Origin of the sequence: Bradyrhizobium sp. ORS 278, from assembly GCF_000026145.1 — a bacterium.
Lineage (GTDB): Bacteria > Pseudomonadota > Alphaproteobacteria > Rhizobiales > Xanthobacteraceae > Bradyrhizobium.
The window spans coordinates 5,973,981-5,994,782 of sequence record NC_009445.1; the positions used below are offsets into that span (position 1 = coordinate 5,973,981).

At 65.0% G+C, this 20,802-nt stretch carries 20 protein-coding genes and 1 pseudogene; 8 read left to right on the forward strand and 13 right to left on the reverse strand.

What is annotated here, in order from left to right; genetic code table 11:
* The first annotated feature begins 89 nt into the window (after window positions 1-89).
* Window positions 90-1,577, forward strand: coding sequence for an NAD(P)/FAD-dependent oxidoreductase (locus BRADO_RS26870; protein ID WP_012029343.1), 1,488 nt, complete (start codon window positions 90-92; stop codon window positions 1,575-1,577).
* 210 nt (window positions 1,578-1,787) lie between these two features.
* Window positions 1,788-2,582: a substrate-binding domain-containing protein gene (locus tag BRADO_RS26875; RefSeq protein WP_012029344.1), complete on the forward strand. Its 795-nt coding sequence runs from the start codon at window positions 1,788-1,790 to the stop codon at window positions 2,580-2,582.
* Between the two features lie 84 nt (window positions 2,583-2,666).
* Here BRADO_RS26875 and BRADO_RS26880 read toward each other — a convergent pair whose 3' ends face one another.
* From BRADO_RS26880 to BRADO_RS26890, 3 genes are all read right to left on the reverse strand, one after another.
* Entirely contained in the window at window positions 2,667-3,464 is a 798-nt protein-coding gene (locus BRADO_RS26880; RefSeq protein ID WP_012029345.1) for a transporter substrate-binding domain-containing protein, read from the reverse strand.
* Window positions 3,465-3,629: 165 nt separating this feature from the next.
* A complete protein-coding gene (locus tag BRADO_RS26885; protein WP_012029346.1) occupies window positions 3,630-3,869 on the reverse strand; it encodes a hypothetical protein in 240 nt (79 codons plus the stop codon).
* Between the two features lie 155 nt (window positions 3,870-4,024).
* Window positions 4,025-4,927: a hypothetical protein gene (locus BRADO_RS26890; RefSeq protein ID WP_012029347.1), complete on the reverse strand. Its 903-nt coding sequence runs from the start codon at window positions 4,925-4,927 to the stop codon at window positions 4,025-4,027.
* Between the two features lie 377 nt (window positions 4,928-5,304).
* Between BRADO_RS26890 and BRADO_RS26895 the strand changes: the two are divergent.
* Window positions 5,305-7,170, forward strand: a pseudogene (locus tag BRADO_RS26895) (efflux RND transporter permease subunit); the annotation flags it as partial.
* Here BRADO_RS26895 and BRADO_RS34355 read toward each other — a convergent pair.
* A complete protein-coding gene (locus BRADO_RS34355) occupies window positions 7,120-7,917 on the reverse strand; it encodes an ABC transporter substrate-binding protein (protein WP_012029349.1) in 798 nt (265 codons plus the stop codon). The pseudogene BRADO_RS26895 and the gene BRADO_RS34355 overlap by 51 nt on opposite strands.
* A 66-nt stretch (window positions 7,918-7,983) precedes the next feature.
* Window positions 7,984-9,192: an MFS transporter gene (locus BRADO_RS26900; RefSeq protein ID WP_012029350.1), complete on the reverse strand. Its 1,209-nt coding sequence runs from the start codon at window positions 9,190-9,192 to the stop codon at window positions 7,984-7,986.
* A gap of 62 nt (window positions 9,193-9,254) precedes the next feature.
* Between BRADO_RS26900 and BRADO_RS26905 the strand changes: the two genes are divergently transcribed.
* Both BRADO_RS26905 and BRADO_RS26910 read left to right on the forward strand, forming a co-directional pair.
* Window positions 9,255-10,058 (forward strand): helix-turn-helix domain-containing protein, encoded by an 804-nt coding sequence (locus tag BRADO_RS26905; RefSeq protein WP_012029351.1) that lies wholly within the window; start codon window positions 9,255-9,257, stop codon window positions 10,056-10,058.
* Between the two features lie 129 nt (window positions 10,059-10,187).
* Window positions 10,188-11,537 carry a malonyl-CoA decarboxylase gene (locus BRADO_RS26910; protein ID WP_012029352.1) on the forward strand — a complete coding sequence of 450 codons (1,350 nt, stop codon included), beginning with the start codon at window positions 10,188-10,190 and terminating at the stop codon, window positions 11,535-11,537.
* Window positions 11,538-12,725: 1,188 nt separating this feature from the next.
* Here BRADO_RS26910 and BRADO_RS26920 read toward each other — a convergent pair.
* The 7 genes from BRADO_RS26920 to BRADO_RS26950 form a co-directional block, all read right to left on the reverse strand.
* Window positions 12,726-13,136 carry an SRPBCC family protein gene (locus BRADO_RS26920; protein WP_012029353.1) on the reverse strand — a complete coding sequence of 137 codons (411 nt, stop codon included), beginning with the start codon at window positions 13,134-13,136 and terminating at the stop codon, window positions 12,726-12,728.
* Between the two features lie 202 nt (window positions 13,137-13,338).
* Window positions 13,339-13,638, reverse strand: coding sequence for a hypothetical protein (locus BRADO_RS34365; RefSeq protein WP_012029354.1), 300 nt, complete (start codon window positions 13,636-13,638; stop codon window positions 13,339-13,341).
* Between the two features lie 118 nt (window positions 13,639-13,756).
* Window positions 13,757-14,131: a hypothetical protein gene (locus tag BRADO_RS26930; protein WP_012029355.1), complete on the reverse strand. Its 375-nt coding sequence runs from the start codon at window positions 14,129-14,131 to the stop codon at window positions 13,757-13,759.
* Window positions 14,132-14,273: 142 nt separating this feature from the next.
* The gene (locus tag BRADO_RS26935; RefSeq protein WP_012029356.1) at window positions 14,274-15,329 is read right to left on the reverse strand and encodes a hypothetical protein; all 1,056 of its coding nucleotides are present in this window, start codon (window positions 15,327-15,329) and stop codon (window positions 14,274-14,276) included.
* A gap of 482 nt (window positions 15,330-15,811) precedes the next feature.
* Complete coding sequence (locus tag BRADO_RS26940) at window positions 15,812-16,060, reverse strand: DUF3297 family protein (RefSeq protein WP_008966534.1); 249 nt, start codon at window positions 16,058-16,060, stop codon at window positions 15,812-15,814.
* Window positions 16,057-16,533, reverse strand: a complete 477-nt coding sequence (locus tag BRADO_RS26945; protein ID WP_012029357.1) for a glutathione peroxidase — start codon at window positions 16,531-16,533, stop codon at window positions 16,057-16,059. Before BRADO_RS26945 ends, BRADO_RS26940 begins: the two co-directional genes overlap by 4 nt.
* Window positions 16,533-17,927: an amidase family protein gene (locus tag BRADO_RS26950; protein ID WP_012029358.1), complete on the reverse strand. Its 1,395-nt coding sequence runs from the start codon at window positions 17,925-17,927 to the stop codon at window positions 16,533-16,535. Before BRADO_RS26950 ends, BRADO_RS26945 begins: the two co-directional genes overlap by 1 nt.
* 402 nt (window positions 17,928-18,329) lie before the next feature.
* Here BRADO_RS26950 and BRADO_RS26955 point away from each other — a divergent pair, with 402 nt between their 5' ends.
* Both BRADO_RS26955 and BRADO_RS26960 read left to right on the forward strand, forming a co-directional pair.
* On the forward strand, window positions 18,330-19,433 hold the full coding sequence (locus BRADO_RS26955; RefSeq protein ID WP_012029359.1) for a beta-propeller fold lactonase family protein: 1,104 nt from the start codon (window positions 18,330-18,332) through the stop codon (window positions 19,431-19,433).
* Window positions 19,434-19,651: 218 nt separating this feature from the next.
* Complete coding sequence (locus BRADO_RS26960; protein WP_012029360.1) at window positions 19,652-20,086, forward strand: group III truncated hemoglobin; 435 nt, start codon at window positions 19,652-19,654, stop codon at window positions 20,084-20,086.
* A 33-nt stretch (window positions 20,087-20,119) separates the two neighbouring features.
* On the opposite strand, the gene BRADO_RS26965 is transcribed toward BRADO_RS26960, so the two are convergent.
* Window positions 20,120-20,377, reverse strand: coding sequence for a hypothetical protein (locus BRADO_RS26965; protein WP_012029361.1), 258 nt, complete (start codon window positions 20,375-20,377; stop codon window positions 20,120-20,122).
* A gap of 303 nt (window positions 20,378-20,680) precedes the next feature.
* On the opposite strand from BRADO_RS26965, the gene pqqA reads away from it, so the two are divergent.
* Window positions 20,681-20,761: a pyrroloquinoline quinone precursor peptide PqqA gene (gene pqqA, locus BRADO_RS34370; protein WP_012029362.1), complete on the forward strand. Its 81-nt coding sequence runs from the start codon at window positions 20,681-20,683 to the stop codon at window positions 20,759-20,761.
* The last annotated feature ends 41 nt before the right edge of the window (window positions 20,762-20,802 follow it).

Sequence of the window (20,802 nt, forward strand, 5' to 3'; positions counted from 1 at the left end):
GTCATCACCCGTTCTTTCAGCGAGCCCCTGCAGCGCGGCCGGTCCAGGCTGTCCGCTTGCGGTCGCACGCTCGATATCAGGAGGTCTCCATGATCAGCCGTAAAAATGTCTGCGTCATCGGCGCCGGCGTGTCCGGCCTTGCCGCCGCCAAAGCCTTCGCCGCCCGCGGCCACAACGTCACCATCATCGAGCGCAGCGCCGATCTCGGCGGTGTATGGGAGCCCGCCCGTTCCTATCCCGACGTGCAGACGCAAAGCCCGAAGGATCTCTATCGCTACACCGACAAGGCGATGCCCGAGAGCTATCCGGAGTGGCCGAAGGGACCACAGGTCTATGCGTATCTCTCCGACTACGCGAGATCCCACGATCTCACGCGCCTGATGCGGCTGAACACGACGGTGAGGTTGATGCAGCGGCGCGCGGATGGCAAGCCTGGCTGGACGCTCGATCTCATGTCCGGCGAGAGCGAGAGCCGCGAGGACTACGATTTCGTGGCCGTATGCACCGGACAGTTCAACGAGCCGCAGACGCTCTCGCTTCCAGGCGAGGATGCGTTCAAGGCGGCCGGTGGTGCGATCATGCACTCATCGAAATACAACGACGCCGGCATCGCGCGGGGCCGCAACGTCGTCGTGCTCGGCGGCTCGAAATCGGCGACCGACCTTGCCGTCAACGCGGTTCGGTCCGGCGCGCGCTCGGTGACCATCGTGTTACGAGAGCCGGTGTGGCGCATCCCCTACTTCATCGGCGGGCTGATCAACTTCAAGCGCATCCTCTACATCCGTGCGCAGGAGCAGATGTTCGCGAGCTGGGGCATCGGGCCGCTTTCGCGGCTTGCGCATCTGCTCGCCAAGCCGCTGGTCTGGGCGAATTGGCGCGGCCTGGAGAGCCTGCTCAAGACGCAGCTCAAGCTTGCCAAATGCAACATGGTGCCCAAGGAGCGGATCGAGGACGGCGTCAACTGCTCGGTGCCGATCGCGACACCCGACTTCTACCCGATGGTCTCCGACGGCCGTATCAAGGCGGTGCTCGGTACCTTCGATCACTACGAGCCGAACACGATCGTGGCCAGCACCGGCGAGCGGATCGCGGCCGACGTCGCGGTGCTCGCGATCGGCTACAAGCTCGGCGTCCCCTTTCTGTCCGAGACCGACCGCGCAAGGCTGGTCGATCCCGACGGGCAGTACCGCCTGTACCGGCTGATCGCCAATCCCGACCTTCCCGAGATGGGTTTCGTCGGCTTCAACTCCAGCTTCTGCACCGTGCTCTGCGCGGACATGGCCGCGCATTGGCTGGTGCGCTACGCCGACAGGCAGCTCGCGCACCAGCCCAGCGAGCGTGAGATGCGCGACAACATCGAGATGATGCTGCACTTCAAGCGCGTCGAGCGGCCGGCGGCGGGCGTGTATGGCGGACTCTGCGTGGCGCCCTATCACTTCAAGCATTTCGACGAGCTGCTCGCCGATATCGGCGCGACGCGGCGGCGGCGCAGTCCGCTTGCCGAGATGTTCACGCCGCCGGATGCCGACGCCTATGCCGGCTATCTCGCGTCGGCACCGGCCTACCAGGCTGGCTGATCCGTCACGGGGCAGCCCCAGGACGGACCAAATCATGCCGCATCGAAGGCGGCTTTGAGCGTCGTGCCGGCAGCGGGCGTCGCGTTTCCGGCCGCTCAGTCCGGATACGCGCGCCGGCCCGGCGCTGGTCTTCCCGCCTCAGCCGGGCTATCCAAGGCGCCCCGCATCCGGCCCTCAGCCGTTTGCCTTCGTTCGCCTTGGAGCTTGTCCATGACCTTGTCGACCCGCCTGCGCACTTTCGGACTGGCCGTCTCTGCGGTGTTGATCCTGACCGATGCGGCGCCGGCCGCCGAGATTCACGTGATGATTTCGGGCGGCTTGACGGCGCCCTTCACGGCTCTCGCACCGGAGTTCGAGCGGCGCACCGGTCACAAGATCGACATCGCGAGGGGCCCATCGATGGGAACCACCACGAACGCCATCCCTGTGCGCCTGGAGCGCGGCGAGCCGGCGGATGTGCTGATCATGGTGGGCTATGCGCTCAGCGATCTCACCACGAAGGGCAAGGTGACGCCTGACAGCCGCGTCGATCTTGCCAACTCGCCGATCGCGATCGCCGTGAAATCTGGCACGCCCCACCCCGATATTTCCAACGCCGATGCCGTGAAGCGGATGCTGATCGCCGCCAAATCGATCGCCTATTCCGACAGCGCCAGCGGCGTCTATGTCTCGACGGAGATGTTCGACAAGCTCGGCATCAAGGAGCAGATGAAGGACAAGGCGCGCATGATCCCGGCCACTCCTGTCGGCGAGATCGTCGCCAAGGGCGAAGCCGAGATCGGATTTCAGCAGCTCAGCGAGCTCAAGCCGGTGCACGGCATCGACATCGTCGGGCCGCTGCCGGCGGGCCTGCAGAAGATCACAGTCTTCTCGGCAGGTATCACCACCAGCGCCAGGGAGCCGGAGGCAGGCAAGGCGCTCATCAAGTTCCTGACGTCGCCTGATGCCCGCAAGGTGATCGAGGAGAGCGGCCTGGAGCCGATCGTGCACAAATCGCCGAACTGATCGATGCGAACCGGACCATTCGAGCTCCCCGCACCCGAAGCTGCGGGGAGATGAAGCGGGACGCTTACGACGGCGAGGACGGGACTACTGGGTGAGCAGCGTCGACTCGCTCAGATTGTTGGCTCCATAGGCCTTCTTCAAAAGGCCGTTGGCCTTTGCCTCGGTCATGAACTTGGTGACGAACGCCAATGACTGGGGGTGCTTTTGCGGCACGGCGACGGCCGTGTCGGTCTTCTTGAAGGTCTCGTTCAACACCTTCGTGCCCGGAATCTGCTTGGCCATGATGTTGAGTTGATCGCGCGCCAAGGTCAGCGCATCGATCTCGCCCGCCGCGAGCAGAGCATAGACCTCCTCGTAGGATTTGAAGCCCGTGACGGTCGCCTTCTTCAGGAACGCCTTGGCCCCGCGCAACACCGTGGTGTCGTTGATGGCCGCCACCTCGGTGCCCTCATGATCGAGCGCGGCAATATTCGGAATGTCCATGCCCGCCCGGATGATGAACGTGGTGTCGACGGAATCGTAGACCGGGCCGAACGAGACCTTGGCCTCGCGCTCGGCGTCCTTCGGGAAGAAGGTCACATCCCAGGACCCCTGCGCGGCGCCTTCGAGGATCGCATTCGAATTCGGATGCTCGACAAATTCAACGGGGACGCCGATCTGCGCAGCCATCGCCTTCCCAAGCTCGACCGGAACGCCGGACACACTGCTGTCGGACTTGACGCACCAGAACGCGCCACCCGCCGGTCCGACAGCGACCGCGACACGGAGCTTGCCGGTCGGCGCAATCTCTTCCTTCAAGCCGGCCGCAGCAGCGCTGTTGCTGAACAACGCAAATGCCGCAGCGACGAGCGCTGCATTGCGCAGCCAGTGCCACTTCAACATGGCCCTCTCCCATAGAATTGCAAAGGTGAAACCGGACGCACCTTGCCGGGAGCACTGTTAAATACAGCTTACTTTCGTCACGCAAAGCAGCAAACGGCGCGCGAAACTTGCGCGCCGCGATTACCGTTTCCAATTAGCCGATACCGAAAACCAATTAAGCGCGACTTAAACGCAGCGTCGAACCCAGACGCCGTTCACCAGCACGGTCCGGCAGGCCGTGGTCGCGGCCGCCACCGGCGGCTTGCGCACGACGACGGCGCCGGCCGCACCGGCACAGCCGGCACGGACGACGCCGCGTGCGCAAACAACGGCGTTCGCGTCCGACACTGCGAGAAACGGCATCAGTGCCAGCACGAACAGCCCGCACAGAGTCGAAAGAATCATACGTGATAAAATAGCGCGCATTGCCAACTCCTGACGATCATCATCCGATTAGTAAAATATCCACCCTGTCTGGACTCTGCCGCTGATGTCGTCGCCCGGCAACTGGGACAATTTGGGTGGATCGACCTATCGGATCGGCACCGTTGCACGATGCCGTGCATGAACAGCCGCTCCCGTTACCGGCTGGCGGCGAACTGAGCGAGCTTGCCCCGGCAGGCCGGCGACAGCGACCCCGCATTGGCGGCGAGACATTGCGCCACCCGACCACCGCCAGGCTCGACGCCGCCGCAGAAGGCGCGCGCATCCGAGCCGCAGGCGGCTCGCACGATACGCAATTCCTCCAGCGGCCGAAGCGGACGCAGTACCATGGCGGGCGCGGCGGGAGCAGCGGTGACGGCGGCTGTCGTGGCAGGGGTATCGACCGTCGCTGCTGCCGCTTTCGGTGCCGCAGCACCACCGCTCGCCGCCGTGATCGCCTGCGCGCAGGATGCAGACACCTTCGTCTTGTTCTGCTCGAGGCACTGCAGAGCGGCAGAGCCGCCCGGCGGAACGCTGCTGCAGACCTTTCGGTAATCCGAGCTGCAGGCACTGCGGATCGCCGCCAGTTGCGCGTCGCTGGGCTTCGCCGCCGGCGCGGCCGCTGCAGATTTCGTGGGCTCTGGCTTTGTCAGCTCGGGCTTCGCCGCGACGACCGCTTGAGCCGGAGGTGCCGCCGGCGGCGCGGGCTGCGCCGCCGCCTTCGGCGCCTCGGCAGGCTTGCTCGCTTCGGCCGCTTCGGGCTTCGGAGGCGGCGCGGCAGGCTTCGTCTCGGCCGCCGCCGGCTTGGTCTCGCTCGCCGGCCCGAGCGCCTTCACTGCCGTCTGACAGGACGACGACAGGCTGGCCATGTTCTTCTGCAGGCATTGAAACGCCGGCGCGCCGCCGGGCGGCACGCTGGAGCATTTCGCCATGTAGTCCGACCGGCATGCGGATTTGATCGCGTTGCGCTGAGCATCGGATTGCGCCGGGGCTTGCGTCGCTGCGAGGCTCGTTCCAAGCGCCACGGCGAGCAGAACAGTCCATCTGCAAGGTGTGATCATCGTCCATCCTCAATCAGTTTGAGCTTCAATCTGGTGCCGCCACGCAGCTGTCACGGCGGCGATAAGAGCTTGTCAGTATCAGCACGACCACGTGCATCGCCCTGGTGAGGCGACCAGGAACGTCTGCTCGGAATGAGCGCGGAAGCTGCGCTGCCGCGCGCGGCTCGGCAAGTGGGAAAATTTGGGTGCATCCGCAGCATCAGCAGATTTCTTTGTGCGGCTCCCCTTGCTTGCGGGTATCGCCGCCGGGCATTTGTTGTTATGCAGACGCCATCATCGTTGTTTGTTGCTTGCCACTGCCATTGTCTCGACAGTCATTGCATATGGACCGCGGAATGACGCCGAGCAATTCTCCCCGACAGTCCCGCTCGACATCGAAGATGGCGGAATTGTCGAAAAGCTTCCCGCAAGGAATTCAATACGACACGCCGTTCGACACCACCAAGTTCGTCAATGCCTCGATCCACGAGGTCTACAAGACCTTGATCGAGGCCGGCGTGCTGGTGCTGATCGTGATCCTGATCTTCCTGCAGGACTGGCGCGCGATGCTGGTGCCGACCACGACGGTGCCGGTGACGATCATCGGCGCCTTCGCGGCGATGGCGGCGCTCGGCTTCACCATCAACCTCTCGACCCTGTTCGCCATCGTGCTGGCGATCGGCATCGTGGTGGACGACGCGATCGTCGTCGTCGAGGGCGCGGCCCACAATATCGAGCGCGGCATGAACGGCCACGACGCGGCGATCCGAGCGATGGACCAGCTGTTCGCACCGATCGTTGGCGTCACGCTGGTGCTGATCGCCGTGTTCCTGCCCGCCGCCTTTCTGCCCGGCCTCACAGGGAGGATTTACGCCCAATTCGCGCTGGTCATCGCCGCGACCGCCCTTCTCTCGGCCATCAATGCAGCAATGTTGAAACCGACGCAACGCGCGCTGTGGCTGCGGCCTCCGGTGCCGGTGGAGAAGCGCAACATCGTCTATCGGGCCTTTAACAATCTCTATGCGCGGCTGGAGCGGCGCTACACCAATCTCATCGGGCGGCTTGTCAGGCACAGCACCGCATCCGTCGTCATCGCCCTGATCCTGATCGCAGCCGGCGGCTATGGATTGTCGCGGGTGCCGACCGGCTTCCTGCCGATCGAGGACCAGGGCTATCTGATCGCCGCCATGCAGCTGCCCGACGGCGCCTCGCTGGAGCGGACCCAGAAGGCGCTCGACAGGGTCGGCACCATCGCGAAGGCCACGCCCGGCGTCGCCCAAATCATCACCATCGCCGGCATCTCCGCGCTCGACAACAGCGCCAGCCTCGCCAATTCCGGCGTCGCCTACATCATCCTCACGGACTGGGAGTCGCGCGGCCAGGGTGAGGACCTGCGCTCCCTCGTCTACGGCCTCAACCACAGGCTCGCCGAGGTGATCGAGGCGCGCAGCCTGGTGCTGCCGCCGCCGCCGATCCAGGGTATCGGCAATGCCGCCGGCTTCGCCATGCAGGTCGAGCTGCGCGACGGCAACAGCGATTACGCCAAGCTCCAAGCGATGACGTCCGCGATCGTCGCCAGCGCTCAGAGCCAGAGCACGCTGCAGCGCGTCCAATCGCCGTTCCGCGCCATGGTGCCGCAGTTCGACGTCGAGATCGACCGGGTGAAGACGCAGACCCTCCACGTTACCACCGACCAGGTGTTCTCGGCCTTGTCGTCCTACCTCGGCGCCTCCTACGTCAACCAGTTCAACAAGTTCGGCCGCGTGTTCCAGGTCTATGTGCAGGCCGATTCCACCGCGCGGCTGACGCCGCGGCAGATCGAGAGCCTGATGGTGCGCAACCAGAGCGGCGACATGATCCCGCTCGGCACGGTGGCGACGGTCAAGCCCGCGGTCGGACCGTCGCTGATCAGCCTCTACAATCTTTATCCCTCCGCCACCGTCGTCGGCCTGCCGGCGCAGGGCTATTCGTCCGGGCAGTCGCTCAAGCTGATGGAACAGATCGCGCAACAGACGCTTCCACCGGGCGCGGGTTATGAATGGACTGCGATGTCGTATCAGGAGAAGGCCGTCTCGAATCAGATCTATCTCACCTTCGGTCTTGCTCTCCTCCTCGTCTATCTCGTGCTCGCCGGCCAGTATGAAAGCTGGTACGCGCCGGTCTCAGTCATCCTCGCGGTGCCGCTGTCGCTGCTCGGGCCGATGGCGGTGCTGCTACTGCGTTCGCAGCGGCGTCTCCTTCAATCCGTTGGCGTCGTAAGCCTTGCGCAGCAGCCCGTTCGAGGCCGCGTCGGTCATGAAGCTGCTGACGAAGGCCAGCGCCTTGTCATGCCCGAGCGGGACAGCCACCGCCGTCACCGTCTTCTTGAAGGTCTCGTCGAGCACCCGCGTGCCCGGGATCTTCCTGGCCATCGCGTCGAGCTGGTCGCGCGACAGGGCGAAGGCATCGATCTCGCCTCGCTGCAGCAGGCCGAAGATCTCGTCATAGGTCTGATAGCCGGTGACGCTGGCGTTCTTCAGATGCGCCTTGGCGCCGCGCATCGTCGTCGTGTTGTTCACGGCCGCGACCTTGATGCCCGGCTGGTCGAGGGCCGAAAAGCTCGTTACCGGCGAGCCCGGCTTGACGATGTAGGTCGCATCCGCGACCTCGTAGATCGGGCCGAACGCCATCCTGGTCTCGCGCTCCGGATCCTTCGGCAGGAACGTCACATCCCAGGTGCCCTTGTCGGCCGCATCGGTGATCTGGCCGGAGTTCTGGTGCACGACGTAGTCGACGGGCACACCGAGCCTGTCGGCCATCGCGCGGCCGAGATCGACGGGGACGCCGGAATAGCCGGTCTCGGTCCTGGTCGACCAGAACGCGCCGCCCGCGGGGCTGATCGCGATCGCCACGCGCAGCTTGCCGGTGGGCGCGATCTCGTCCTTCAGCTCGGCGGCTCCGCCGTGAGATGATGTCATCATGCTCGCCACGACGGCCAGCGCCGCCACGAGCAGCCCGCGCCACCGGCCCATCGTTCCCTCCCCGTTGTGTTGGTGGACATCATGACGTGCGGACCGTCCAAAGCAAGCGCCTCGTTCTCACTCCGCCGGTGCCTCCCGCAACGCCGGCCGCTTCGCGGGCAGCTCCGGCGGCAAGATCAGCGCGGCGATGATCGCGACCAGGGCAAGCGCCGCGAAGGCCTGCAGCATGGTGACGAAGCCGCCGCGCTCATACAGCCACGCGACCAGGCCGATCGAGGCGCCGGCTGCCGTGAAGCCGACGAAGTAGCGCACCGCATAGGCGCGCGAGCGCCACTCCTCGGCGGTGTATTTGCCGACCATCGCGTCATTGACGGTCACCTGACCGAACGCGCCCATGACGATCCCGATCGAGGCCACGATCAGTGCCCCGTCGCGCGCATCGGCGGCGAGATAGAGCAGCGGCGCCAGCATCAGCGAGAGCGGCAGCGCGACGGCTTTCAGCGTGTGGCGATCGAGCAAGCGGCCGATTGTGTACTGCGTCATCGCGCCGAAGACGTAGACGCACGCCGCGATCACGCCCAGCAGCGCCGGGCTTTGCGTCAGCCCTGAAAGCCGCTCCGCGAACAGCTTTGGCAGCGCCACGGTGATCGCGTTGAACGTCGTGGAGATCGCGATGACCACCAGCAGCAGCGCCAGCACCACGCGCCACATCTGCTCGCGCGCGACACGCGCCTGCGCCGCCGCCTGCTTCGATCCGCGGCGATCCTCATGCGCGACCAGCATCGCGAAGATCACGCCGATGCCGATCGTGATGACCCCGGGCACGATGAAGGCGAAGCGCCAGCCGAGATATTGCCCCACCACGCCGGTCACCAATGCCGACGAGGCGACGCCGAGATTGCCGAACACGCCGTTCAGCCCCATATCGCGGCCGAGACGGTCGGCATAGGACACCAGCATCGCGGTTCCCACCGGATGATAGATCGAGGCGAACAGGCCGATCGCGAACAGCGCCGCGCCGAGCTGCCAGGGCGTCTGCACCAGGCCAACCGAGATCATCGATAGCCCAATGCCGAGATAGAAGATCAGCATCATGTGCCGCCGGCTCCAGCGGTCGCCGAGCCAGCCAGTCAGCAGCGCGCCGGCCCCGAAGGCGATGAAGCCCGGCGTCGCGTAGGGCAGCAAATCCGCATAGGCCATACCCAGGGCCGGGCCCATGATGATGACCGCGGCCGCGAAGATCAGCATCGCATAATGGTCGATGAAATGGGCCGCGTTGACGAAGCCGATGACGCGGCTTGGTCTGTTCCGGCTTGGGCTGTTCATGAGCGTGTCCTCGATTCCCGGATAAATCGGTTATACTGGCTCGCCCCAACGAGAAGCCGCCAATGACCATCGTGGACACGCCATTGAAGCCGCTCGGCGCCGACCGGGTGACGACCGAGCCCGGCGTGCATCTGATCGCACGCAGCTACCACAAGGGCAGCCGGCTCGAGCCGCACATGCACCGGGAGTCGCAGCTGATCTACGCCTCCGCCGGTACGATGCAGGTGACGACGCCGCAAGGCCGCTGGCTGGTGCCGCCGGATCGCGCCGTCTGGGTGCCGGCGCGGCATGCGCATGCCATCGACATGCTGGCCGACAGCGCAATGCGGACACTTTATTTCGAGCTCGACTGGCTCGCCCGCGAGGCGCGCGGTCTCAGGCTCGATCGCGAATTCGTGGTGCAGGTCTCGCCGCTGCTGCATCAGGCGATCCTCGCCCTGTTCGACGCCACCGGCGGACCCGAGCGCACCGCCCTGCTGGTGCGGCTCGCTCTGCTCGAGTTGCGCCGCGCCGAGGATTCCTCGACCTTCATCCCGCTGCCGCAGGACCCGCGCGCCCGACGCGCCGCGCTGCTCGTGCTCGCCTCTCCCGCGCGCGAGCAGGATCTCGCGACCCTGGCGGGCAGCGTCGGCAGCTCCGCCCGCACCTTGTCGCGGCTGTTCGCGGCGGAGACCCGGCTGAGCTTCAAGGCGTGGTGCCAGCGCGCCCGGATCGCCGCGGCGATCGAGCGGCTGTCGACGGACCGTCATCTGTCGGTCAAGCAGCTCGCCGCCGATCTCGGCTATGCCAGTGTCCCGGCGTTCTCGCACGCCTTCCGGCAGGTGACCGGCCGCACGCCGACCGAATTCGCCGGTCAGAGCGAGTGACATCGCAGCCCTGCATGCAGGCGCCGCCGACGGCGTTGACGTTTTGTTATGGTTGAATGTCGCCACCTTTGCCATAAATCCATGTAACATCGCAGCCATCGCTTTTTTCGGGGATTCGACTGAGACCAGATGGCCAACGCCTTTTTCACTGACCTGATCACCACCATTTCCGAGCGCGGCAGGACATTGCTGCGCGGTGGCACGCCGGCCGTCGACAAGCACGATGCGCCGAGCCTCGCCGAGCTGTGCGAGGCCCTGGTGTCCGGTGCCGGCGAGGCCTCGGGCACCGCGATGGCCCGCGACGTGCTCGACGGCTATCATGATCTCGACGCCGAAGGCCGCAAGGCGTTCTTCACTGCGCTGGTCCATAATTTCGGTCCCGACAAGGCCAGGCTCGAAAAGGCGATCGAGGCGTGGCGCGCGGCGCCGTCGGACGAAGGCGCGAGCGCGCTGCATTTCGCGTCCGAGCCGCGCCGCCAGGAGTTGATCCGCCGCCTCAACCGTGCGCCCGGCGGCACGCCCGAGCTGGTCGCGATGCGCACCGATCTGCTGGATCTCCTGAAGTCCAATCCGGAACTCGCCGCGCTCGATCGCGACGTCGTGCATCTCTTGAGCTCGTGGTTCAACAGGGGGTTTCTCGTGCTGCGCCGGATCGACTGGTCGACGCCTGCCAATATCCTGGAGCAGATCATCCGTTACGAGGCGGTGCACGAGATCCATGACTGGGACGATCTGCGCCGCCGCATCGATCCGATCGACCGGCGCTGCTATGCCTTCTTCCATCCGGCGATGCCGGACGCACCACTGATCTTCGTCGAGATCGCGCTGACCGAGACCATCCCCGGCGCCATCGCGCCTCTGCTCGCGGTCGACCGGACGCCTGTGCCGGCGGACCGTGCCCGCACCGCGGTGTTCTACTCGATCTCCAATACGCAGCGCGGGCTCGGCGGCATCTCGTTCGGCAACTTCCTGATCAAGCAGGTGGTCGAGGAGCTCCGGCGCGAGCTGCCGAAGCTCGACACCTTCGTCACGCTGTCGCCAGTGCCGGGCTTCATGGGCTGGCTGAAATCGACCGAGGATGCGACCGAGGAAGATCGCAACGTGCTCAAGCTGCTCAACGAGCCGCGCTGGGTCGAGGATTCGTCGATCACCTCCGAGCTGCGTCCCGTCATCGAGCCGCTCGCCGCGCACTACTTCCTGAAGGCGCGCACGTCCAAGGGCAAGCTGATCGACCCCGTCGCCCGCTTCCACCTCGGCAACGGCGCCCGGCTCGAGCGCATCAACTGGCTCGGCGACCTCTCCGCCAAGGGCCAGCGCGAATCCGCGACGGTGATGGTGAACTATTTGTATCGGCTCGAGGACATCGAGAAGAATCACGAGGCGTATGCGAACGAGGGCGAAGTGGTCGCCTCCAGCGCGGTGAAGAAGCTGTTGCGCGGCGAAGGCCGGCGGCTGCTGGATATGCGGCTGTCGTCGTAATTTCTGCGGGGCCTGCAGCACTGTCTCACGCCCACCTCGCGCCGTTATTAGGCAAACCGTGCACTCCAAACTCCGTCATTGCGAGGAGCAAAGCGACGAAGCAATACAGGGCTTCGCGCGCAGCCCTGGATTGCTTCGCTGCGCTCGCAATGACGCCGGTGATGCAGTGTGCGCCCCCCACAAACACCGTCGTCATCCCGGCGAACGCCGGGATCCATAACCACAGGGAGTAGTTTGGGGCAGGCTTGTCGTTGGACTTCGCCAAGCTACACCTGACACGGGTCCGGCGTTCGCCGGGGACCTGCGCTTGCTGGATATGAAGCTGTCCTCGGAGGACTTGCGAAAGCCGGCAGCACTCTCGCGCCCGCCTCGCGCCGTTGTTGGGCACGCCGCCCACTCGAAACTCCGTCATTGCGAGGAGCAAAGCGACGAAGCAATCCAGGGCCTCGCGCGCAGCCCTGGATTGCTTCGCTGCGCTCGCAATGACGCCGGTGATGCAGTGTGCGCCCGCCACAAAAACCGTCGTCATCCCGGCGAACGCCGGGATCCATAACCACAGGGAGTAGTTTGGGGCAGGCTTGTCGTTAGACCTTGCCGAGCCACATCGGCCGCGGAGTATGGGTCCCGGCGTTCGCCGGGACGACGATGGGGCTTGACCGGATTCACATCTCAAACAGCTCAAAGGACGCGCGATCATAGCCTCGCGGCGCGTGGCGCCCGAGTGCTGCATCGACATGTCCCTCCAATGAAAGCAGAGGGCGCAGGGAAGACCGGGTGCTGGCCGCAACCCATGGCCCCCGTGCGCGAGAATAGTGCACGGGGCAGGAACCACAGGTCCGACCGGTGCATTCCGGCCTTCCCTGCGCGATGGTTGGAACGGTGTCCTTCGTACTCTCCCCGGGGATCGGCGTTCTTGCCCCCGTCGTCCGCGCGTGCCGTCAAGCAACAACGCAGACTTGACCTCAGCGTCGAGAGGCCAGGACCACACGACTTCTCCGTCCGCAAGAACGCCGGTCGTCTCCCGACATCCTCACGGCCACCGCATCCCTGCCCCGACGTTCGTGACGACGCGTACGCCCCTCTGCGATGAGGCAGGACATCAGCAATATTGCTGATTTTCGGAATTTGTCAAGCCGAAAGACGCAGGGGCCGTTCGCAACCCAGCGGGCCGCCGTGCGCCGGGCACTCTCACGACTGCTTCATCTCCACGTGCCGTTTGAAGTTGTCGAGAATGGCCTGCCAGCCGCCCTGCTGCTGCTCGACCGAATGCGTCGTCTCGGCATCGAACACCACGCGAACGACCACGCCATTGGGGCCCGGCTCGAAGTGAACTTCGGCCTTCCGGTCGCCGAACGCGTAGGCGATCAGCTTGTGCTCGACGACGTTGGTGTAAGTCCCGGCGAAGTCAAAACCCATGCTGCCGTCCCTGGCCTCCATGCGTGACGAGAACGCCCCGCCCTCGCGCAGGTCGACCGTGGCCCTGGTCGTATGCCAGTCGTCCGACGCGGCATTCCATTTCACGATGTCGGCCGGCGTCGTATAGGCGCGCCAGACCTGATCGATGGGGGCTGCGACGGTGGTTTTGACGGTGATCCGCATGGCCGTGGCTCCAGTTCGAATGTGACGGCTCGCTGCAGCAGTGCAGGAGTTGTGCTCGAAGGACGACGCAGACCGTCTGGTCCCGACATCTGGTGAGAAAAATCTTGTCCCTGAAAGCCGCTCCCGAATCCTCGATGGGAGAAGCGATGCGAGCGTCACTCCTCGCTGTCGGGCTGTTGCTGGCGGGCTCGTGCAGGCGCGGTCAGTCGAACAGGCTCGCATCCAACGTCTGCTGGCGTCGGTAGAAGCGAATTCCCGCCATCGTTCCCACGGTTGTTCCGACAAACAATCCGAGCAGAGCGCATCCTGCCACCACTGGCACGGCATATCCCAGCGCGGCCCATCCGCCGCAATCATTTGGGACAGACGGCATGCGGCTGCAGCGATGCGCGACGACCCACGACGTGCTGAGCCACAGGACCGAGGTAGAAGCCGAGACGGTGAAGACGACCATCGTCACACAACCGATAAGGGCAGCGAGCACGTATTTCAGCCAGCTCATGATGGCGTCTCTGACATTTGACCTGTCTCAATTCGGCCTCGAAGCCTGAATGCAGCTCGCGCGCTGTAAGGACAGCCGTGGCGAAGTCCTCAGGTTCTAAAGGGAGTTTCGTGCACTGTCACTGAAACGTTTCTGAAACGTATTGAACTGGGTCGCCCAACCGATCTCCGCAGTCATGAATTCCAAGATGGATGTTTCTTGCCTGACGGAGCATCTCGACCAGTTGCCAGCCGTAGAATACAAAAAAGCAAAGAGAGTACATCTGCCTTCTGATGACAATCATGACAATCACAGGCAACACATACACAGGAGCATCCTGCGGTCGATCGTACCCCCTGCATCCTTGAACGATATAGGCGGCCGCATAGATCGTCATCGGAACGAGGAGTAGCGTCCAAGCATTCATGATTAAGATGAGGCGTGAGCCGAACAAGCTCGTCAGCGTGGGATCGTCCCAAGGGCTACGTACGACGCGGTAGGTGCGTACTAACAATTACCAAGGACTCATTTTCGTGCTCCTTGCGCCGTTGAACGCGGCTCCATATTGCTGAGGCTGCAACGCCGACCACTTCCTGCGGACCCCGCCGGGCACAGGCGTCTAGAAAGACGGCGCAGCAATCATCGTAGATAGCGCTTCAGCCGAACGCCTCATTCGGCCGCAGCCGCAGCAGGGACACTGGTAGATTTGCCGTGAGCCATTCCGCAATCACCTTCTGCTTCCGGTAATACGCCAGTCCCGCCGCGACCACCGCAACGCCGATCAGGGACAGCGCGAACGGGAACAGCAGCGAGTCCTTGAAGACGGCGTCGGCGAGGTGGCCGAGATACATCGTGATGCCCACAGCGCCGAACACGGCGTAGGCGCGGCGGACGATGAGGACGGCAATCAGGAGCAGGCCCACGTTCAGGAGGCAGTAGATCGCCTTGCCGAGCTCGGTGGCGCCGTCGGTGGCGGAGATGCCGCCCCAGAACGCCACCAGGCCGAACAGGTGCAGCCAGAAGCCGAAGTCGCGGCTTTTGCTGGTGTAGTCGACGATCCAGGCCGTCACGAGGATGCCGAGGCCCAACCAGATCGACACGACGCGGCGCATCTCCCAGTCGAAATGGCTGACGTTGAAGATCCAGGGCGTCAGGTCCATCGACATGAACCACAGCGCGACCGAGATGATCGCGACGATGAAGGGCACGCGGTAGAAGCGCAGCGCGATGCTGCCTGCCGCGACGGTGGCGATCTCCATGAACAGCCAGCTGCCCTTGATCCAGACATAGAATTCCTGGACCGTGCCGGGCTTGCCGAACCTGCCCCACCAGCCGAACTCGGCTTGAATGCCGTAGACGGCGAGCGGCGCCATCGAGACGGCGATGGCGATCAGGAGGCCGCCGGGGACGCGCAGGCTCCGGCGCCAGAGGTGGTCGCCGGCGAAGCCGAAGGCTGCGGCGTAAGCGAATGCGCAGGCGGTCAAAGCGCGGCCGCCCAACTGCGAGAAGGCCACCGTCGAGAACAGGCCCATGGCGCCGATCACGATCAGCGCGCCGGCGTACCAGAGCAGATGGGCGGCATCGAACTGGGCGCGAGGCGTGTCGGTGGACGGGGCGCGCTGGTGGAGATAGGCGAGCAGGCGCTGTAGCTCGTCGGGGCTGATGGCACCAGCGCTCGATGCGGCGCGGAGGTCGGTTTCGGTATAGGACATGGTGGTCACCTTGAATGGTCCGCCGCGGGTCCGATCGCGCCAACGCTGCTGCGTTGCGGGTCACGGGCCGATGCCGGCGTGGCGGATGAGGGTGAGTGTAGCCAAGCGTGAGCGCTGTTCAAGATATTTTTGAGCGACGCTCAAGCAACTTGGTTGCGGGCTCGGGCGCCCAGTTCCGTGCATCGGTCCTATCCGTGAGACCGACGCTCGCCGCTCATCCTCGGTGTCATTCCCCGCGCAGGCGGGGAATCCAGTACGCCGCGGCCTCTCGATCGATCGCTGCCGTCTCTGAAATACTGGATCGTCCGCCTTCGCGGACGATGACAGTCGGGGTGGAATACGCTCTGTCCGCGTCATTGCGAGCGGAGCGGCGGAGCGACGCAATCCAGCGTCCTCGCTCGGCCCCTGGATCGCGTCGCTTCGCTCGCGATGACGACCAACTGCCGTGCCGGGTCTTTGGCTTGACGCTGTCGAAGCCCCCCTTAATCCTTGAAATACGGCTCCACCGGGCCGTGGACCTTGATGGTCAGCGGGTTGCCGTGGCGATCCCTGGCGGTGCCGGCGGCGACGCGGATCCAGCCTTCGCTGATGCAGTATTCCTCGACATTGGTCTTCTCGGCGCCCTTGAAGCGGATGCCGACGTCGCGCGACAGGATCTCCGCGTTGTAGTAGGGGCTCTTCGGATCGACCGAGAGGCGGTCCGGGAAGGTGAAGGTCTCGTTGTCGCTCACAGCAGTGCCTCGATCTCTTTCTTCAACGCCTCGGGCGTGGTGGTCGGCGCATGGCGCGACACCACATGGCCAGCGCGATCGACCAGGAATTTGGTGAAATTCCATTTGATCGCCGAGCCCAACAGGCCGGTCTTCTCGCCCTTCAGGAACTTGTAGAGCGGATGCGCGTGCGCGCCGTTGACGTCGATCTTCGCGAACAGCGGGAAGGTGACATCGTACTTTGTCGAGCAGAACGCGCCGATCTCCGCGGCCGTGCCAGGCTCCTGGGCGCCGAACTGGTTACAGGGAAATCCGAGCACGGCAAAGCCCCTGTCGGCATAGGCGCGGTGCAGCGCCTCGAGGCCGCGATATTGCGGCGTGAAACCGCAGGCGCTGGCGGTGTTGACGATCAAGAGCACCTGGCCCTCGAAGCGGTTCAGCGGCACCTCCTCGCCGGTCAGCGAGGATGCGGTGAAATCGTAGATGCTCGCCATCAGCCTAGCACCGGATCGATCGGCGACGGCGGGGTGCCGCCGGCCTCGATGGCTTCGCCGGCGGCAAGGCACATGTCCTCGCGAAACCGCTGGCCGACGAGCTGGACGCCGACGGGGACGCGGCCGACCATGCCGGTGGAGACGACGAGGCCCGGCAGGCTGAAGAACGGAATCGCGATCTGCGTGAGCTGGGCGTGCCAGACCTGCTTGAACGACTCCTCGTCCTTGCGGTCGAGCTGGTCGGCGAAGGGCAGCATGCCGGAGACGGGCAGCAGCAGCAGCGGATGCTGCTCCATGAACAGGAGCCATTGCCGGGTCAGCGCGGCGCGGCGTGCGAGCGTCGCCGAGAGGTCGAACGGGTGCACCTTCTCACGGTTTCCGCGCAGGCAGGCGAGCGCGCCGGGATCGCCCTCCTTCTCGGCCGCGGCGAGCTGCGCCTCGTAGCCGTCGCCGAGCCAGAGCCGCGTCTGCAGCAGCGCGGCCTCCTGCATCGGCGGCGTGTCCTGGATCTCCTCGACGGTCCAGCCGGCGGCTTCGAGCCGCCTGGCGGCATCGCGCAGCGCGGCGACCACTTCGGGCACCGGGTTGAGGCCGTCGGGATTGACGCAGAGCGTGACGCGCTTCGGCAAGGGCGGGCCCTCCAGCGGCACCGGCATCCACCAGACATCGCGGACGTCGCGCGCCGACATCGCGGCCAGCGCGATCCTGACGTCGTTGACCGTGCGGGCGAGCGGGCCGGAGACGGCGCTGATCTGCGGGCCGATCGGACGCTCGGGCAGGCAGGTGTTGAAGGCGGGGATGCGGCCGACCGTCGGGCGCAGGCCGTGGATGCCGCAGGCATAGGCCGGATAGCGGACGGAGCCGGCGATGTCGGTGCCGTGGCCGATATGGCCGATGCCGGCGGCGGTGGCCGCGCCGGCGCCGCCGGAGGAGCCGCCCGGGGTGATGCCGGGGTCGCGCGGATTCCTGGTGTGGCCGTGGATGAGGTTGCTGGTGAACCAGCGATAGGACACCGCCGGGGTGTTGGTGCGGCCGAGCAGCACGGCGCCGGCCTTGACGAAATTGTTCACGACGGGGTTGTGCGCGGTCGCGATCGCGTCCTTCTGCAGATTGAGGCCGTTGGTGGTGGCGTAGCCCTGCTGGTCGACATTGACCTTGATCGTCACCGGCACGCCGGCAAGCGGCCCGGGATCCTCGCCGCGCGCCAGACGCGCATCGATCGCGGCGGCCTGCTGCAGCACGTCCTCGGGACGATGGTCGATGACCGCGTTGATCGCGGGGTTCACCGCATCGAGCCGCGCCAGCGCGGCCGTGGCGGCGTCGCGGGCGGAGACCTGTTTCGACTTGATGAGGGCGGCGAGGTCGGCAGCCGGCAGGCGCCAGAGATCGGTCATGGGGGGCTCCGTAGTGGTCCCGCGTTCTTAGCGCGGCGGACAGGACGGAGAAAGCGGCGCGCACGCGGCTCTCTGACGGGCCTATGCAGCAAAACGCATGGGTGTTTTTGTGCCACGCCGTCTCCTCCTCCTCGTCATGGCCGCGCTTGACGCGGCCATCCACGTCGTTCTGCGCGGGTGGATGGACGTGGATGCCCGGGTCAAGCCCGGGCATGACGGAGAAACAAACTCGCCACGCGCCATGTGGCGAGGAGCGGTCGCCAACAACGGACTGACTCATCGGTCAACAGCGCGAACCGATCAATACCCATCCCGCATCGATCGATCCGGAAACAGGCTTGGCCAAGCCTCGCAAACGACTTTAAGACCTCAACCAACAACATCACCAGAGGGGGAAACCACATGATCAGATCGGGCACCATCATGGCCGCATCATTCGTCCTCGCAGCGGCAGCAACGCTGGCGCCGCGCCCGGGCCACGCCGAGACCTACGCCTATGTCGGCAATGCCGACGGCAACGACATCAGCGTCTTCAAGTTCGACGCTGCGACCGGCGAGATGACCCCGGTGCAGACGGCCGCCTTCGTCGGCGTCGAGAAGCCGGGCTCGTCGACCCCGCTCGCGGTCAGCCCGGACAAGAAGGTCCTGATCTCAGGCGTGCGATCGCAGCCGTTCCAGGCCGAGAGCTTCGCCATCGACGCCAAGACCGGCCAGCTCAGCCATATCGGCAACGGGCCGCTCGCCGACAGCATGGCCAACATCGCCTTCGATCGCACCGGCAAGGTGCTGTTCAGCGCCTCCTATGGCGGCAACAAGGTGGCGGTAAATCCGGTGCAGGCGAACGGCGTCGTCGCAGCGCCCAGCCAGGTGATCCCGACCGGCCTGAACGCGCACGCCTTCCTGCCCTCGCCCGACAACCGCTTCGTGTTCGCGACCAATCTCGGCTCCGACCAGGTGCTCGGCTTCGCCTTCGATGCCGCCGCGGGCACGCTGACGGCCAACGAGGCGCTGACGGTGAAAACGCCGGAGAAGTCCGGGCCGCGCCACTTCATCTTCCACCCGAACGGCAAGTTCATCTATCTCCTGCACGAGCTCAACGCCGATCTCGCCGTCTATGCCTATGACGCTGAGAAGGGCAGCTGGACCGAGCAGCAGCGCACCACCACCCTGCCTGCAGGCTTCACCGGCAAGCCCTGGGCGGCGGATCTTCATGCAACGCCTGATGGCCAATTCCTCTACGCCTCCGAGCGCGGCTCCAACACCCTGGCCGCGTTCAAGATCGATGCGGCCAGCGGGCGGCTGACGCTGATCGGCAGCGTGCCGACCGAGACCCAGCCGCGCGGCTTCGCCATCGATCCGGCGGGGCGCTATCTCGCCGCCGTCGGCGAGGTGTCGAACGGCATGACGGTGTACAAGATCGACGCCGCGAGCGGGGCGCTGGAGAAGGTGAAGTCCTTCGCCGTCGGCAAGAAGCCGAACTGGGTCGAGTTCGTCACCCTGCCGTGAGCTGCTGGGAGAGACCGGACCTTGCGGCATCCTTCGAGACGCGCGCCCGAGGGCGCGCTCCTCAGGATGAGGCCTGAGGGTGCGGCGAGATCTGCTCACCGTAAACCGCCCTTTTCAACCTCATGGTGAGGAGCCCGCCGCAAGCGGGCGTCTCGAACCATGAGGCCCCGCGTGGCGCAGCATTTCATTTCGCGTTGTGACCACTTATATACAGCGCCATGCACAGCCCCGCGCCTCAGCCTGACCGTCATCCGCTCGCGGTTCAACATCCGGAACTCGACGACGCCGCGATCCGCCTGCTGGTCGAGATGTTCTACGGGCGCGCGCGAGAGGACGCGTTGATCGGGCCGATCTTCAACCGCACTGTCGAGGACTGGGACGAGCATATCGGCCGGATCAGCGATTTCTGGTCGTCGATGGTCCTGAAGACCGGCCGTTACAGCGGCGCGCCGATGCGGCCGCATCTGCTGCTCGACCTCCACGGCCCGCATTTCGACCGCTGGCTGCAGCTGTTCGAGGTGACGGCCAGGGATCTGTTCCCGCCGGAGCTCGCCGAGCTCTTCATCATCCGCGCGCGGCGCATCGCCGACAGTTTCGAGATGGGTATCGCCAGCACGCGCGGCGACATCGTCCAGCCACGTCATTCCGTCTGAGGCCGCGCTCGATCCGCGGCCGCGCCAGCGCGATCAGTGCCGCGTCATCGATTGCGTGGTCATGTTGAAGATCGCCTCGGAGAACGGAAACTCCAGCACGATCTCGCCATCCTCGTCGGTGACCTCGATGACCGCCGTCATCAGCGCGGCGTTGCCACCTTCGGTGCGCAGCAGTTCCTTGATCATGTCGCGTGCGACTTCCCAGGCGCGGTCGGGATTGCGCAGCACTTCGCCGTCGGTGTCGGAGACCAGTTCCTCGCCGATCCGTGTGTTGAAGAAATATCTAGGCATCGTCAGTTTCCAATGGGGTCACACGCTGGGATTTTGAAGTCTCGAACCTCTCACAACCGCTTTATCCGACCCGTTTCACCCAAAGCTAATGGCGGAACGGGACGCCGGTGCGAAGCCATCGATCACGAATTCGTTGTTTTCACGGCTCAATCCGACGAAAACTGAAGCAATTCGCGGTTGCGACTTCGCGTTGCAATAAGCGGGCCTGAGACGCTCAAACAAAAAGATTCCACTGGCGAACTTTTCGTAGCACGGTAGTTTAATCTCGAGGACGATAACCGTCCCGTTCCGAAGGAGAGGACAATGGCCTGGAAAGCACCGAAGATTGTTGAAGTGCCGGTTGGCATGGAAATCAACATGTACGCCTGCGCCGCCCGCAAATAATTCGCGGGTGTGACGTCCAGGTCCCGGCGAAAAGCCGATCC